This window comes from Methanoculleus caldifontis (assembly GCF_032842345.1).
Lineage (GTDB): Archaea > Halobacteriota > Methanomicrobia > Methanomicrobiales > Methanoculleaceae > Methanoculleus > Methanoculleus caldifontis.
Map to the genome: position 1 here is coordinate 1,649,503 of NZ_WBKO01000001.1, position 14,143 is coordinate 1,663,645.

General features: G+C 65.1%; 14 protein-coding genes. 8 read left to right on the forward strand and 6 right to left on the reverse strand.

Annotated elements, in window-relative coordinates:
* The first annotated feature begins 53 nt into the window (after positions 1 to 53).
* Together F8E02_RS08260 and F8E02_RS08265 are read left to right on the forward strand one after the other, a co-directional pair.
* Complete coding sequence (locus F8E02_RS08260) at positions 54 to 1,697, forward strand: META domain-containing protein (RefSeq protein WP_317065016.1); 1,644 nt, start codon at positions 54 to 56, stop codon at positions 1,695 to 1,697.
* 220 nt (positions 1,698 to 1,917) lie between these two features.
* The gene (locus F8E02_RS08265) at positions 1,918 to 2,766 is read left to right on the forward strand and encodes an META domain-containing protein (protein ID WP_317065165.1); all 849 of its coding nucleotides are present in this window, start codon (positions 1,918 to 1,920) and stop codon (positions 2,764 to 2,766) included.
* A 465-nt stretch (positions 2,767 to 3,231) separates the two neighbouring features.
* Here F8E02_RS08265 and F8E02_RS08270 read toward each other — a convergent pair whose 3' ends face one another.
* Positions 3,232 to 3,660, reverse strand: coding sequence for a nuclear transport factor 2 family protein (locus tag F8E02_RS08270; RefSeq protein ID WP_317065017.1), 429 nt, complete (start codon positions 3,658 to 3,660; stop codon positions 3,232 to 3,234).
* Positions 3,661 to 3,907: 247 nt separating this feature from the next.
* Here F8E02_RS08270 and F8E02_RS08275 point away from each other — a divergent pair, with 247 nt between their 5' ends.
* Positions 3,908 to 4,390 (forward strand): VOC family protein, encoded by a 483-nt coding sequence (locus tag F8E02_RS08275; RefSeq protein WP_317065018.1) that lies wholly within the window; start codon positions 3,908 to 3,910, stop codon positions 4,388 to 4,390.
* 142 nt (positions 4,391 to 4,532) lie between these two features.
* The gene (locus tag F8E02_RS08280; protein WP_317065019.1) at positions 4,533 to 4,658 is read left to right on the forward strand and encodes a hypothetical protein; all 126 of its coding nucleotides are present in this window, start codon (positions 4,533 to 4,535) and stop codon (positions 4,656 to 4,658) included.
* A 31-nt stretch (positions 4,659 to 4,689) separates the two neighbouring features.
* On the opposite strand, the gene F8E02_RS08285 is transcribed toward F8E02_RS08280, so the two are convergent.
* The 4 genes from F8E02_RS08285 to F8E02_RS08300 form a co-directional block, all read right to left on the reverse strand.
* Positions 4,690 to 5,328 carry an ArsR/SmtB family transcription factor gene (locus tag F8E02_RS08285; protein WP_317065020.1) on the reverse strand — a complete coding sequence of 213 codons (639 nt, stop codon included), beginning with the start codon at positions 5,326 to 5,328 and terminating at the stop codon, positions 4,690 to 4,692.
* Positions 5,321 to 8,065: an alanine--tRNA ligase gene (gene alaS / locus F8E02_RS08290; protein WP_317065021.1), complete on the reverse strand. Its 2,745-nt coding sequence runs from the start codon at positions 8,063 to 8,065 to the stop codon at positions 5,321 to 5,323. The genes F8E02_RS08285 and alaS overlap by 8 nt, the downstream gene beginning before the upstream one ends.
* Before the next feature lie 61 nt (positions 8,066 to 8,126).
* Positions 8,127 to 8,444: an SWIM zinc finger family protein gene (locus F8E02_RS08295; RefSeq protein WP_317065022.1), complete on the reverse strand. Its 318-nt coding sequence runs from the start codon at positions 8,442 to 8,444 to the stop codon at positions 8,127 to 8,129.
* Positions 8,441 to 9,151 carry a Nif3-like dinuclear metal center hexameric protein gene (locus tag F8E02_RS08300; protein ID WP_317065023.1) on the reverse strand — a complete coding sequence of 237 codons (711 nt, stop codon included), beginning with the start codon at positions 9,149 to 9,151 and terminating at the stop codon, positions 8,441 to 8,443. Before F8E02_RS08300 ends, F8E02_RS08295 begins: the two co-directional genes overlap by 4 nt.
* A 224-nt stretch (positions 9,152 to 9,375) precedes the next feature.
* Here F8E02_RS08300 and F8E02_RS08305 point away from each other — a divergent pair, with 224 nt between their 5' ends.
* From F8E02_RS08305 to F8E02_RS08320, 4 genes are all read left to right on the forward strand, one after another.
* Positions 9,376 to 10,671, forward strand: coding sequence for a PEGA domain-containing protein (locus tag F8E02_RS08305; RefSeq protein ID WP_317065024.1), 1,296 nt, complete (start codon positions 9,376 to 9,378; stop codon positions 10,669 to 10,671).
* Positions 10,672 to 10,848: 177 nt separating this feature from the next.
* The gene (locus F8E02_RS08310) at positions 10,849 to 12,357 is read left to right on the forward strand and encodes a homocysteine biosynthesis protein (protein WP_317065025.1); all 1,509 of its coding nucleotides are present in this window, start codon (positions 10,849 to 10,851) and stop codon (positions 12,355 to 12,357) included.
* Entirely contained in the window at positions 12,354 to 12,752 is a 399-nt protein-coding gene (locus F8E02_RS08315; RefSeq protein WP_317065026.1) for a 4Fe-4S binding protein, read from the forward strand. Before F8E02_RS08310 ends, F8E02_RS08315 begins: the two co-directional genes overlap by 4 nt.
* A complete protein-coding gene (locus tag F8E02_RS08320; RefSeq protein WP_317065027.1) occupies positions 12,749 to 13,465 on the forward strand; it encodes a UPF0280 family protein in 717 nt (238 codons plus the stop codon). The genes F8E02_RS08315 and F8E02_RS08320 overlap by 4 nt, the downstream gene beginning before the upstream one ends.
* Positions 13,466 to 13,644: 179 nt before the next feature.
* Here the strand turns inward: F8E02_RS08320 and F8E02_RS08325 are convergent, their stop codons facing one another.
* On the reverse strand, positions 13,645 to 14,037 hold the full coding sequence (locus tag F8E02_RS08325; protein ID WP_317065028.1) for a hypothetical protein: 393 nt from the start codon (positions 14,035 to 14,037) through the stop codon (positions 13,645 to 13,647).
* Positions 14,038 to 14,143: the final 106 nt, after the last annotated feature.

The following is a 14,143-nucleotide window of genomic DNA, read 5'->3' on the forward strand; positions in this document are numbered from 1 at the left end:
TTTTTCGAAGTCAACCATGCTTTTATCTCCCTTTCCTGCCCATATGCAGGTGTATGGCACCCAACAGAAGAAGGAACAGAAACTACATCCTCGCGACGGCGTCGCTCCTCGTCATCGTCGTGGCGAGCATCATCACCGCGGGATGCACGGCAGGAACGTCCGCCCCCGGTGCGACTGCCGGGCTGACCGGGGTCTCGTGGTCGCTCGACTCCTACCTCGCCGGGAACGGCACGCTCGTCCCGGCCCTGCCCGGAACGGAGGTCACGGCGGCCTTCGGCCCTGACGACAAGGTCACCGGCTCGGCCGGGTGCAATGGTTACGGTGGCGACTACCGTCTCGACGGGACGAGCCTCTCGGTCTCATCGCTCGCCCGGACGCTGAAACTCTGCCTGGAGCCCGAAGGCATCATGGAGCAGGAGGAGCGGTTCCTGGACCTCCTCGGCTCGGCGGCAGGCTACCGGCTTGAGGGTGACCGGCTCCTCATCACCGGTGCCGACGGCGCGACGACGCTCGTCTTCGTGAAGGGAGCCGAACCCGTGGCACTCTCCGGAACCTCCTGGAGGCTCGCAAGCCTCGCCGGCGAGAACGGCACGATGACCCCGGTCATCTCCGGCACGAACGTCACGGCGAACTTTGATGCCGACGGCAGGCTCGGCGGCTCGGCCGGGTGCAACAGTTACGGCGCCGATTACGCCGTGGACGGCGCGAACCTCCGGATCGAACCGCCCATAAGGACCGAGATGTACTGCAGCGAGCCGCCGGGTCTCATGGACCAGGAGGACCGCTACCTCGCGTTCCTGACGGAAGCCGCCTCCTACCGGGTGGAGCGGGTGACGGAGAACGGCGAGAGGATCTCTCTTGGCGCCACCATCTCCTCCCGGACGGAGAGCGACCGGCTGATCCTCACGGACCGGAACGGCACCGACATCCTGGTCTTCGAACCGGTCTTCCCGACGCCCGATCTCCCGCTCGCCGGGACCGACTGGGTGCTCGACGGCTACAGCACCGGGGGAGACGCGGTCTCCTCGGTGATCGCCGGGACGACGATCACCGCGACCTTCTCGCCTGACGGGAACGTCACCGGAAACGCCGGGTGCAACCACTACGGCGGCAACTACCTCCTCGATGGAACGAACCTCTCGGTCTCCTCGGTCTACAGCACCCTGATGTACTGCGAGGAGCCGGCGGGAACCATGGAGCAGGAGGCGAGGTACCTCGGCCACCTCGCGAACGTCTCCTCCTACCGGGTCGAGGGCGACCGCCTGACCCTCACGGACGCGGCGGGGATCGATCTCCTCTTCTTCGTCCAGGCGGAAGAGGTGCCGGCGGCCCCCCTCACCGGGACAGGGTGGACGCTCGAGTCCTACAGCACCGACGGGGTCTCGGCCTCCTCGGTGATCGCCGGGACCGCGATCACCGCGGCCTTCAGCGATGACGGGAACGTCACCGGCTCTGCCGGGTGCAACAGGTACGGGGCCGGCTACCTGCTCGACGGCGCGAACCTCACCGTCGAGCCGCCGATCAGCACGAAGATGCATTGCGGCGAACCGGAAGGGGTTATGGAACAGGAGAATAGATACCTCAGTCTTCTTGAATCGGTCACGGGCTACCGGATCGACGGCGACCGGCTCGACCTCCTTGATGGGTCCGGCCGGGCCCTGCTCTCCTACCGGGCCGGCGGCGCGGCGCGGCCCTGATCGGCCCTCCGACTTCGGGGCGGAGACCGGCCTGCTCCCGCCCCCCTTTCTCGATCGTCTCTGTAGTAAAGGCCATCCGGCATCTCCGGTGCCGGAGCGGGCTCTCACGGCGGATCGGCGCCGGCTCCTTTCTGCCGTAAAGATGCGGGGGATTGAGAGAATTCCGATGGGAATCGGTTAGTTTTTCTTCCCCCGCTCCCCACGCCTATCCGTGGTACCGATGGGCGGAGGCGGGCACAATATACTCTCAAAGGTTGCGTTCCTGATCATCGTGGCGGCCTGCCTCGTCTCGGTCGGCTACTCCGGCGGGACGGAGACGCCCCCCGACAGCGTCGGCCGGGTCGCGGAGCCGCTTGCGGGAACGGCATGGGATCTCGTCGCGTTCCGTGCCGATAACGGCTCCGTCGCCACGCCCCTCTCCGGGGCCGAACCGCTCATCATCTTCGGCGACAGCGGCACGCTCTCGGGCTCCGCAGGATGTAACCTCTACTCGGCCACCTACCGGATCAACGGCTCCGGCATCAAAGTGGAGCCCGTCGCCGTCACGGCGGCATACCCCGCAAAGGCGCAGGCACTCATGCAGCAGGAGAGCCGCTACCATGAGCTCCTCGTCGCGGCGGCCTCCTACCGGGTCGAAGGCGACCGGCTGATCTTCTACGGACCGTCAGGGAGGGAACTGCTGATCTTTGCCCGGTCAGGAGAGCCGGCGAGCGTGCCGCTCCTCGGGACGGAGTGGCAACTCGCCCGCTACAGCACGACCGGCAGCACCGTCGCCTCGCCGGTCCCCGGCACCGGCGTCAACCTGACGTTCGACCCCGACGGCACGCTCTCCGGGTCTGCGGGGTGCAACGCCTACTCGGCTCCCTACCTGGTCAACGAGACGGGGATCGCCGTCGAGCGGATCGTCGCGACGAAAGCCTCCGCCACCGAGCCCGCGGGGATCATGGAGCAGGAGGCCGCCTACCTCGCCCTGCTCCGGACGGCCGCGGGCTACCGGATCGTCGGCGACACCCTGGCGGTCATCGACGGTAACGGCCGGGCGATCCTCTTCTTCAAAGCGGAAGGGTGAGCGTCGACTCCGCCGGAATCCGGCGGGGGGTCTCTCCGGGACGCAGGGTAGCAGATCTCGCACCTGACGGTGCTCGAATTCCTTCCCTCCGGGGGAGTCGTTCTACGCACCTTCGTGTGAGGTGAAGATGCGGGCAGGGTGATACAGCCTCTCGCGTTGGACGCGAAGCCGTGAAGGACGATGCTCCTATGGAGCGGAGTTGGAGCACCGTCAGGTGCGGAGGAGCATTGCACACCCATTTACCGAACTTCGCGCTCTTCGCGGCTTCGCGCGAGCTAACGGGAACAGATAGCAATAGGGCCTCACGCGAAGAGCGCGAAGCCGCGAAGGGAGTCACCCTCATCGCTCGACCAGGCTTCGCGTCCCTCGCACCTGAACGGTGCTCGAGCTCCTATCCTACGGATAGTCGCACTTCGCGCCTTCGCGTGAGTTTTGGCGCAGGGAGGTTCTATAGATAAAAATCCGTTACGCCGTCGGATACGACTGCCCGGCTTCCTCGCCCGCCGCCGGGAAGGAGTAATGCAGCTGGGCAAAGATCCACGCGTGTCCCGTCCCCCGGAGCACCGCCGTCATCCGCCCGTCCATGGTCCGCGGAACGCCGTCGACGACGAAACGGTAGGTCATATCGGCCATCACCCAGGCGATCGTCCCCTCGGCACCGATATGAATCCCGGAGAGTTCGAGCGCGACCTCCTCGGCCTGCGCGAAGTCGCGTTCGAGGTGCCGGCGGTACTCCTCCTTCCCGATCACCTTCTCGTCGATGCCGGTCCCGAGACCGCGGAACTCAGGGTCGGTGAAAGCCAGGATGGCGTCGACGTCTTTCTTTCCCGTGGCCTCCGTCAGGCGCCGGAGCATCTCCATGATCTGGTTCTGTGTCTGTTCGCTGACTCGCATGAGGAGTTATCTTGCAGGAAGGGAGATATGCGTTTCCAGCGGGTGGACCGCCTCCCGGCCGGGCCGGCCTACAGGAACCTCTTCTGCAACGGGTTTCGCGGGTTTCACCCTGCGTACCGGAAGATTGAACTTCGGCGTTTTCCTATGAGAGATACGGGGCAGCCGGGGTGCCCGGCACGGGATCGCCGTTACAGGGCGGAGGACCGTCCGGCAGACGGAACCGGGGCTGCCGTATGGAGGAATCAGGATGAAGTTTGTATGTCCCCTGATCGTCGTTCGCGAGATCGGGGTCTCAAGAGCCTTCTATGAGACGGTGCTCGGCCAGAAAGTTCTCTACGACCTCGGCGAGAACGTCTTCTTCGAGGGCGGGTTTGCGATCCATCTCCGGTCACATTTTTCCGGCCTCATTGGCGTCGATGAGAGCGAGATCGTGGAGGGACCGAAGAACGCCGAACTCTACTTCGAGGAGGACGATCTCGACGCCTTTCTCGAGCGGCCTGAATCTGTCGATCTCGACTACGTACACGAGCTCCGGGAGCAGCCCTGGGAGCAGCGGGTCGTCAGGTTCTACGACCCCGACCAGCACATCGTCGAGGTCGGGGAACCCATGGAGAGCGTGGCAAAGAGGCTCCTCGCAAGCGGGCTCTCCGTCGAAGAGGTCGCCGGACGCACACTGATGCCGGTGGAGTTCGTCGGAGAGCTCGCTCCGGTCCATAAATCGAACCGGTGAAACCCCCTGAAAGGAGAGCCCCGTCCGGTACATTCCGGGCGGGCTTTCCGGGCCTTACGAACCACTCCCGGAGTACCGGCCGCAACCCCCCAAAGATAGCCTTATGATGGAACAGCATGATCCGGCATCGTGGTGAACCACCATGAAGTGCTACAGTTGCGGTGCGGAGATCAACGAGAAGAAGACGAGATGCCCAAAATGCGGGGCGAAAGTTGAAGCGGGGAGCGGAAGACCGCAGGAAGCCGCAGTTGCCGGGAGGCGGCGGTGAAGGCTCCGATTACGCCTTCCCCGGCTCTCCCTTATCCTTCCTGCTCCTTTTTTGCCCGTGGCGACGTGCGCCACCAGTAATAGACCTCGTAGACCAGCAGCGCAAACAGCACCGCGCAGGCCCCGAAGAAGAAGCCCATCACGAGATCGTGGACCGGCGGGGCGCCTGCGGTCTCGAAGGCAACCGACCGGAGTGTTGAGAACTCCTCGCCGTTCCCGCCGGCAAACTTCGGGTCGACAGACGAATCTCCGGGGCCCGTCGGCATGCCCTGGAGCCCGGAGAGCACCAGCGGAAGGAACGTCAGAAGGCTCAGGCTCGCGAAGATGAGGATGCCAAAAAGCGTCGCGTACTTCTGGAGGACCGACCGGAGATCGCTCACCGGCGGTGCGATGATCAGGACCTGGTTTGCCAGGGCGTAGACCTTCACCTCGCGCCCTTTCTCGCTCCAGCGGGTCTCCGCCACCTCGATGAGCCCGGCATCGAGGAGGTTGTCGATGTGGTAAGAGGCGGTGGTGATGGGGATCTTCATCAGCCGGGCGATCTCAGACGAGGTCAGCGGCCCTCCGCCGAAGGCCTGGATGACCGCGTTCGCCGTCTGGCTCGCCATTGCCCGGGCGATCTTCTGTGCCCGCTCATCGCCCGGCTGGATTACTACGACATCGTCAACCATGGAGTGCTTCGAGAATCTTGCTCCGCCCGTGCTCGAGCGCCTGGCCGAGCCGGGATGCATCCGCTCCCGCGCCCTGCGCGAGGCCCTGCTTGCCGCCGCCTTTCCCGCCGAGGACGCCGCAGACCTCGCTCACGATCTCTGCGGCGTTCACCGCCGGGTTGCCCGACGTCGCCACCACCTTCACGTTCCCGTCCCCTGATGCAAGGAGCGCCACGCCGCCTTCGTTCGCGATGGTGGTCGCAAGCGCGACGAGTTCCTTCTGGGCCGCATCCACCTGCCGGACGACGACCCGGATCCCGTCCACGACCTCGCCGTCGAGGTTCTGCATCTCAAGCTCCACCACTTTCTTCTGGAGGCGCTCTATCTCCTTCTTCTGGTCCTTCCACTCACCGAAGAACCGCGTCACCGCCGCCGGCAGGTTGTCGGGCTGGACGCTCACGACCTCGGCGGAGGTCCGCAGGAGGTCTTCCATGCCCTGCATCGCGCGCACGGCGGCGACGCCGGCCGCAAAGACCAGCCGCTCGACGCCGTCCTGGATGTGCTCGAGGCCGAGGATCTTGACCGGCCCGATCTCCCCGGTCGACCGGACGTGCGTTCCCGCGCATGCCTGGACGTCGCTTCCCACCTGGACCGTCCGGATATCCCGGCCCGGCGGGACGCCGCCTTGGTAGAGGCCGAACCCGTACTTCTGCTCGGCCTTCGTCCGCTCCTCGATCTTGATGCAGACCTGGGAATCGGCCATGACCAGCCGGTTCGCCTCGACCTCGATCCGCTTCAGTTCGTCGGTCGTGATATGCTTGTAGTGCCGGATGTCCAGGCGGGACGCCTCGCTTCCCTTCTGGGCGCCGGCCTGGTGAACGTGGGCGCCGAGCACCACTTTCGAGGCGTGCAGGAGGACGTGGGTCGCCGTGTGGTGGCGCATCATCGAGAGCCGGCGCTCCTCGTCCACCATGCCCTTCACCCGGTCGCCGCGCCTCAGCGGGCCGCCGGTGACGCGGTGGAGGATCACCTCGCCGATCTTCGTCGCCTCCTCCACCCGCACCATGTGATTGGCCGCAACCAGGGTCCCGGTATCGGACGGCTGGCCGCCTCCCTCGGGGTAGAAGAGCGTCTGGTCCAGCACCGCCATCCCGTCGAAGTAGTCGAGCACCATCGCCTCGAACTCGATCTCGCACGGCAGTTCGTAGTAGAGTTTCTTCGTCGGGGGGAGGGTCTTTGCCCGTTCCCGGTAGGGAGCGAGCGGGTCCTGTCCCTCCGCCTCCTTCTGCGCCTCGGAGTGGACATCGGCGATCAGCGAGTAGAAGTTGTCGGGGATCTCCACCACGGCGCCCTCGGCGGCGGCGACGTCCTTGATCATCTCCGGCGGGATGCCGTGAGAGTCGTAGAGGGTGATGACCTCGTCGAGCGGGACGCTGGCGCTCTTCGCCTTGTAGTTCCGGGCGATCTTCTGGACGATCCGGGTCCCGCGCTCGAGCGTGCTCGCGTAGCGGACCTTCTCGTTCTCCACGATCTCCCTGACCACGCCCGCGTCCTGCCCGAAGTTCGCGATCCCCACGGCCTGCATCTGGGCTTCTACCAGGTCGCCGAGATCCTCGTCCATCGAGAGATCGTTCATCATCCTGAGCGTCCGGCGCAGCACGAGCCGGGCAAGATAGCCCTCGCGGACGTTCGAGGGGACGATGCAGTCGCCGAGCATGTAGGCGAGGCAGCGGGTGTGGTCCGCGATCGCGTAGACCTTCTCGATCGGGACGACGATCCGCTCGAGCCTATCGACGGGGACGTCGATCGACTCGGCGACCTTCCTCCGCAAGTTGTGGAGGTTCGTCCCGGAGATGTCCATCACGCCGGCGCACCGGGCGCTGAGGCCCATGATCTTCGTGAACTCCGGGTTGTCGAGGAGGTCCTCGAGGTGGGCCGACCGCATCAGCCGGCTCACCATCTTCGGGAAGACCGCGTCGTAGATCGTCGGGGAACCTTTCGAGGCCCAGACGAACCGCTCGAGACCGTAGCCGGTATCGACGATGTTCAGCCGCATCGGGTAGTAAGGTACCCCGTTGACGTCGACGGGCGGCTTATCGGTCTTCTGGCGGCCGAGGTTCATGAAGACCAGCGTCGCGACCTCAAGGCCGCCGATGAGCACCTCGACAGAGGCTCCGGCGTTCCCGCCGCCGTACCAGGGGTGCTCCTTGTAGGTGACCCGCGAGAGGTCGCCCCCGATCGACGCGATGAACTCGTCGCAGAGGGAGACCGTCTCGTTCTTCCAGTAGATCTGCTCTTCGGGGGTGTTGAAGGCGTGGTGAGCCATCATCTCAAAGAGCGTCAGGTGACGCCCGGATCTGCCGACGGAGTCGAGGTCGTTCAAGCGGATGCAGGGCTGGGAGATGGTCAGCGGGTTTGCCGGCGGGGGAACGACCCCGCTCGTGACGAAGGGCTGGAAGTCGGCGATGGACGCGATCGTAAGATAGATGTCGTCCCTCCATCTGGCGGCCACGGGGTATCGTGCGAGGCGTGTATGACCGTGCCGCTCAAAGAACGAGAGGAACGCCTCCCGCATCTCATCGACGGTATGGGGCTTGAAGACCGGGTTGCCGATGAAGTTATACGTAACACACGGAGCGTCGCCGCAGAGCTCCTGTTCGGGGTCGCGGGTCCAGAAGGCTGCCCCGCAGCTCTTGCAGACTTTCCGCTCAAACCCCTGGCTTCTGAAATAGTCGAGCGTATATTCTTCCTCGAGCATTGAAAATCACGCAGCATAATTCTGTATGATTGGGAGCGATATAGTTGTTTGTGCCGATTGTTCAAGGTTTCCAGGTGTCCTGGTACCAGAGATCGTAGGATTCGTATAACCCCGTCCGTTCGGCGATGCGTACCGCAAGAATGTGCCAGCATTCGCGTCCCCGGAAGAGAAAATCGCTGCAGGTGCAGAAGTCGCCCTCGATGACGTACTCGGCGCTCCGCCCGACGACGACGAAGAAGTCCCGGTAGCGTTTCACCTGCCCGGCGTCGACTGCAGCAAGGGCTTTTCTCCCCCGCTCCCCGTAGGCCTGTTCGATGCAGGCGCGAAACTCCGGCGTCAGTCTCTGGTCCCGATCCATCTTCTGCCAGATCCCGCTCATAAAATTACCACTACGTGTGGCGGGTCGGGGATATAATGCCACCCCATGCGGGAGGCGAGCGCCTCCATGCCGGGGGCTTCGAGCGCGTAGTGAGTGGCCTCGAGGCAGGGTATGGGCGAGGCGCGGGCGACGTTGTGCTTCAACTCCGCCGAAAGGAAGGCCTCCGCCCCGAGGTCGACGGCCTCCCGGAGGAGTTCGGGGTCAAACCCGCTCCCCCCGACGACGGCGAGACGCCGGATCGTCTCCACCTCGCCGTAGACCCGGATCCCCCCGCCGGGAAGGCGGCGGGCGATCTCTTCTGCGTCGAGGGAGCAGTCGCCGACGAGGCCGGCGGTCATCCGCTTCGTTCCGGTGAGACCGAGCCTCTCCGCGAGGACATCGTTGACCCCGCCCTCCGCGTGGTCGAAGTTCGTGTGCATTACATAGAGGTTCATGCGGGCGGCAAGGATGGTCCGGAGCAGATGCGAGATCGGGCCCCTGACCGCCGTGACCGGGCTCCAGATGGGCGTGTGGTGGACGACCAGCATATCCGCCCCGGCCCTGACGGCGGCCTCCGCCACGCGCTCCGTGGCGTCGAGCGCACAACAGACGGTTCCGACTTCGTCGGTCCCCTCGACGACGAGGCCGATCCTCCCGGCGTCGAACTCCTCGGCCAGTTCGGGTGGAGCAATTTGCTCCAGTGCGGTGACGAACCTCTGAATCTCCATACCATACCCCTCGACCCCGGAGAATAAAAAGGGTGAATGAGGGCAACTGGGAGGGTTCGCGCATACCTGTCGTCCCGGCGGCCCCTGTCTCCCGGCACGTTTGAGAACTCGCCGATAAAAAACGTGCAGTATCATTCTAACGTCGCGAATTCTGGAAATCTGCAAAGGAAAGAGTTATATCTAAAAAAATAGACATTCGAGTATTGTCTATCGGAGATAGAACCATGTTCAGAAAGTTTTTACTTGGAATCGCGCTTCTCGTCCTCTGTGCCGGCATCCCCGCCGTATCCGCAGAGATCGGAGGAGATGAAGGATGGTACGCCGTCAACTGCAACGTCGATGGTGCCTCCGTCTACTTTGACGGGCAGTACATGGGTATCACGTCCGGTGGAGTGCTCTACGTGCCCGTCTACAGCACCGGGACGCCCTACAACACTATCCGTGTCGAGAGGAGCGGCTACCGGGCATACTCCGGCAGCCTCCCCTCGGCCCCCGGGATGGGTGATACCGTGAACGTCTACGCGACCCTGCAGCCGGTCGAGACCTCCGGTTCGATCTACGCCACCTCGAGCCCCTCCGGTGCGGCGATCTACTTGAACGGCAACTACCAGGGAACGGCGCCGCTCACGATCCCGAACCTCTCCCCCGGCACCTACTCGCTCCGTGCCGACCGGGCCGGCTACCTCTCCGACCAGAGCAGCGTCACCGTCCGGGCGGGGCAGCAGTCGACCGTCCAGTTCACCCTGACGCCGGTCCAGCAGTACGGCTCGGTCAGCATCTCCTCGAACCCCTCCGGCGCCTACGTCTACATGGACGGGGTCTACAAGGGCAGGACGCCCCTGACGCTCAACAGCGTCTCGGCGCAGAACCATAACATCGAGCTCGACCTCTCCGGCTACTACGACTGGACGACGACCGTCTCGGTGACGTCCGGCGTGACCCGTTACGTCAACGCCCAGCTCACGGCCCTCCCCTCGTCCGCCGGAGCCATCGACGTGGTCTCTTACCCGGCGGGCGCGGACGTCTACCTCGACGGCAAGCTGCAGGGGAAGACCCCCTCGGCAGGAGCATACGTGATCTCGAACGTCGCGACCGGCTCCCACACCGTCAGGGTCTCCCTCGCCGGTTACCAGGACTACACGACCTCGGCGACCGTCAGCCCGGCGACCACGAGCCACGTCAGCGCGGCTCTCCAGCCCGCCCCGGTGACCTCGTCCGGTTCCATCGCGGTCACCTCCTCCCCCTCGGGCGCCGAGATCTACGTCGACAACGCCTATAAGGGCATAACCCCGCTGACCGTCGAAGGTATCGGTGCCGGCACCCACACGGTCATGCTGGCGCTCGGCGGATACAGCGACTGGTCGACCAGCGTCCAGGTCGGCGCCGGAAGCACCGCTTCCGTCTCGGCCTCGCTTGCACCGACCCCGACCCAGGCCCCCAGCGCAGGCATGGCGCCCCTCGCCGTGATCGGTGCGCTCGCCGTTCTCGGCCTCCTCGCGGGCCTGCGGAAGCGGGACTGAAACGCGAGAAACTCCCCCTTTTTTCGATACCGACCGCTCCCGGACTTGGTGCGAAGAGATCGGTCGACGTGCATCTTCTGTATCGGGAACAACCCCCGGGATGCCCCGGTAGCGGGGCACAATATTACTAAAAGTAATAATCAACATCTATAAATATTCCAAAATGAATATACGTTCATGGAAAAGTCCCTTGACCTCATCAATGCCCGGATCCGCGACGGTAGCGCACGAGTTGTCACCGCCGACGAGATGCCGGGCATCGTCGACGAGCTGGGAGAGGAAGGGGCTCTGGAGGAGGTCGACGTCGTCACGACCGGGACGTTCGGGGCAATGTGCTCCTCCGGCGCCTTCTTCAACTTCGGGCACGCCGACCCCCCCATCAGGATGGAGCGCGTCTGGCTCAACGACGTTGAGGCGTACGCGGGGATAGCCGCGGTCGACGCCTACCTGGGTGCGACCCAGGAGGCCGATACGAAGGACCGGCCCTACGGCGGCGCCCATGTCCTCGAAGACCTCGTCGCCGGAGGCACCGTCGAACTGCGGGCGACCTCCCGCGGGACCGACTGTTACCCGCGCCGGGGCATCACGACGGAGCTCCTGCTCGAGGACATGAACCAGGCGATCATGGTCAACCCGCGGAACTCCTACCAGCGCTACAACGCGGCGACGAACACCACCGACCGGACGCTCCACACCTACATGGGCACCCTCCTCCCGCGGTGCGGGAACGTCTCCTACTCCGGCGCAGGGACCCTCTCGCCGCTGGTGAACGATCCCGGCTTCCGGGTCATCGGGAGCGGGGTCCCGATCTTCCTTGCCGGCGCGGAGGGGATGATCGTCGGCGAGGGCACCCAGCACTCGGCCGGGGGCGGCTTTGGGACGCTGATGGTGACCGGGGACATGAAGCGGATGCGCCAGGAGTTCCTCCGGGCGGCGGTGATGAACGGCTACGGCGTGACGCTCTATATCGGCGTCGGCGTCCCGATCCCGGTCCTCGATACCAGGATCGTCCGGAGCACCGCAGTCCGCGACGAAGATATCATGACCGAAGTGATCGATTACGGCACGCCCCGGCGGGACCGGCCCTCGATGGCGAGGGTCAGTTATGCCGACTTAAAGAGCGGTTCGGTCGAGATCGGCGGCGAGACGGTCCGGGCGTCATCGCTCTCGAGCTACCGGGGAGCCCGGGCGGTGGCGCAGGAGTTGAAGGCCTGGCTCGAGGCGGGGAAGATGGAACTCGCCCTTCCCACCCGTCGGCTCGACCCGGCGAAGCGGGCAAAACCCATGCGGGAGACGGCGGTCGCCCCCCGCGTCAGCGACATCATGAACCGGCAGGTGATCAGCATCACGGAGGACGAGGAGATCCGGGTGGCGGCAAAGCGGCTCTTGAAGGACGAGACGAACCACCTCCCGGTCCTCGACGGCAACGGGGCGCTCGTCGGGATCATCACCACCTACGACGTCTCGAAGGCCGTGGTGAACGACGGCAGGTTAAAGCAGGTGAAGGACATCATGACCCGGAAGGTGATCAAGACGACCCCCGACGAGCCGGTGGATATCGCGGCGCAGAAACTGGAGCAGAACAACATCAGCGCCCTTCCGGTGGTGGACGCGACGAACCGGGTGGTCGGGATCCTCTCGGCGATCGATCTCGGGAAGCTCTTCGGCGGGAGGCGGCGGCGATGAAACTTCTGCTGACGTTCTCGCGGAAGGGGCAGTACGACCCCGGACGGGAGCCGGTGATCGCCCGGGTGGTGAAGGAGACCGGGGTCCTCATCAACGTCGAGAAGGCGAACATCGATTCGATGGCCGGCGAGGTCCTGATCGACGTCCCCGACGCCGACGCGGCCCTCGTCAGGCGCCGCCTCGAGGAGATGGGTGTTTCGGTCCGCGTGATGGAGAACGCCGTTGCCCGCGACGAGGCGGAGTGCATCGACTGCGGGGCCTGCATCAGCATCTGCCCGCAGGAGGTCTTCTCCTTCGATCCCGGGTGGCGCCTCAGGGTGAACGCCGAGCGGTGCGTCCTCTGCGGCAGGTGCATCCGGGCGTGCCCGCACGGCGCCCTCTCGCAGCAGGAATGATCCGGGAGCATTTCGAGTTCCGGCAGACGATCGCGACCATCCTCGCCGACGATGCGGGGGCGGTCGCGGCGGCGAAGTCGGGGATGCTCGCTGCCCGGCAGGAGGTCGAGCGGCGGATCGCCCTCGACCCTTATTTTCAGGCGACGTTTGAGCCGTATACCGTCACGGCATCGGAGAAGGCCGTCGGGCGGATGGTCCGGGCCGCCGCAGGGGCCGGGGTCGGGCCGATGGCGGCGGTGGCGGGCGCCGTCGCGTGGTCGGGTGTCGAGGCTATGGTCGATGCCGGCGCGTCGTTCGGGCTCGTCGACAACGGGGGGGACATCGCCCTCGTGAGCGACCGGGAGGTGAAGGTGGGCGTCTTTGCGGGCGCGTCGCCCCTGAGCGGGCAGATAGCGTTCCGCGTCCCGCCGCAGGAGGAGATCCTCGGCATCTGCACCTCCTCGGCGACGGTGGGCCCGTCGATCAGCCTCGGCGTTGCCGATGCCGTGACGGTCTTTGCCCCCGACGTCGCCGTCGCGGACGCCTGGGCGACGGCGATCTGCAACCGGATCACGGCGGAAGACACCTCCGTCCTCGACACCCTTTCGGGAGCGGGCGTCCGGGGGGTGCTCGCTGTCATCGGCGACGCGGTCATCCGCTGGGGAGACCTCCCGCCGATCGTCCGGGCAAGGGTGGACGAGCGGCTGATCACAGCCGGCAGACGGCCGGTTTAGAACGTATCAGTGCAGACTCACGCGAAGGCGCGAAGTCAGGATTATTCTCGTCGTCCTTCGCGTTCTTCGCGGCTTCGCGTGAGACGACGAGGCGGGGGCTCCGAAAGATCTTTCGTCCGTTTCCGGTCTATCCCCGTCATTCATGGAGGGCGGCACCATCGCCTTTACGGGGAAGATTTTTACAGACCTTCATCCAGGTGCCTGACCATCTCCGCATACGCCCCCTTCCCTTCGAACCGGGCGAGCACGCTCTCGCCGTCGGTGAGGACGAGGACGGGCGTCGCGTCCTGCCGGAGGAAGACCACCTCGTAGATGTCGAACTCTTCGATGACGACCCCCCGTGCGAGGTCCGATGCCGCGTGGAGCTGCATCCGCTCCATCGTAAGTTCGTCAGGGGTCTCCTGGAAGTAGTAGTAGAAGGCCTGGTAGGCATTGAGGAGGTCGGAAGCAAGCAGCGCCTCCCGTGTCTCTGCATCAAGCGCATCGAGCCTCTTCGCGAGGCGTTCGTCGTCGTCGCCGCTTGCCTCGAAGAGCTCCTCGGCAAGGTCCGCAAGTTCAGCATAGGTACTCATACGTCTTCCCGCCACGGCATATGCCGCCCGCACCCCTCCCCGGCCGGATTACCGGCCGGATGGCCGAAACGGTGCAGGCGGCGCATGAATAACTATATCGGTCCGT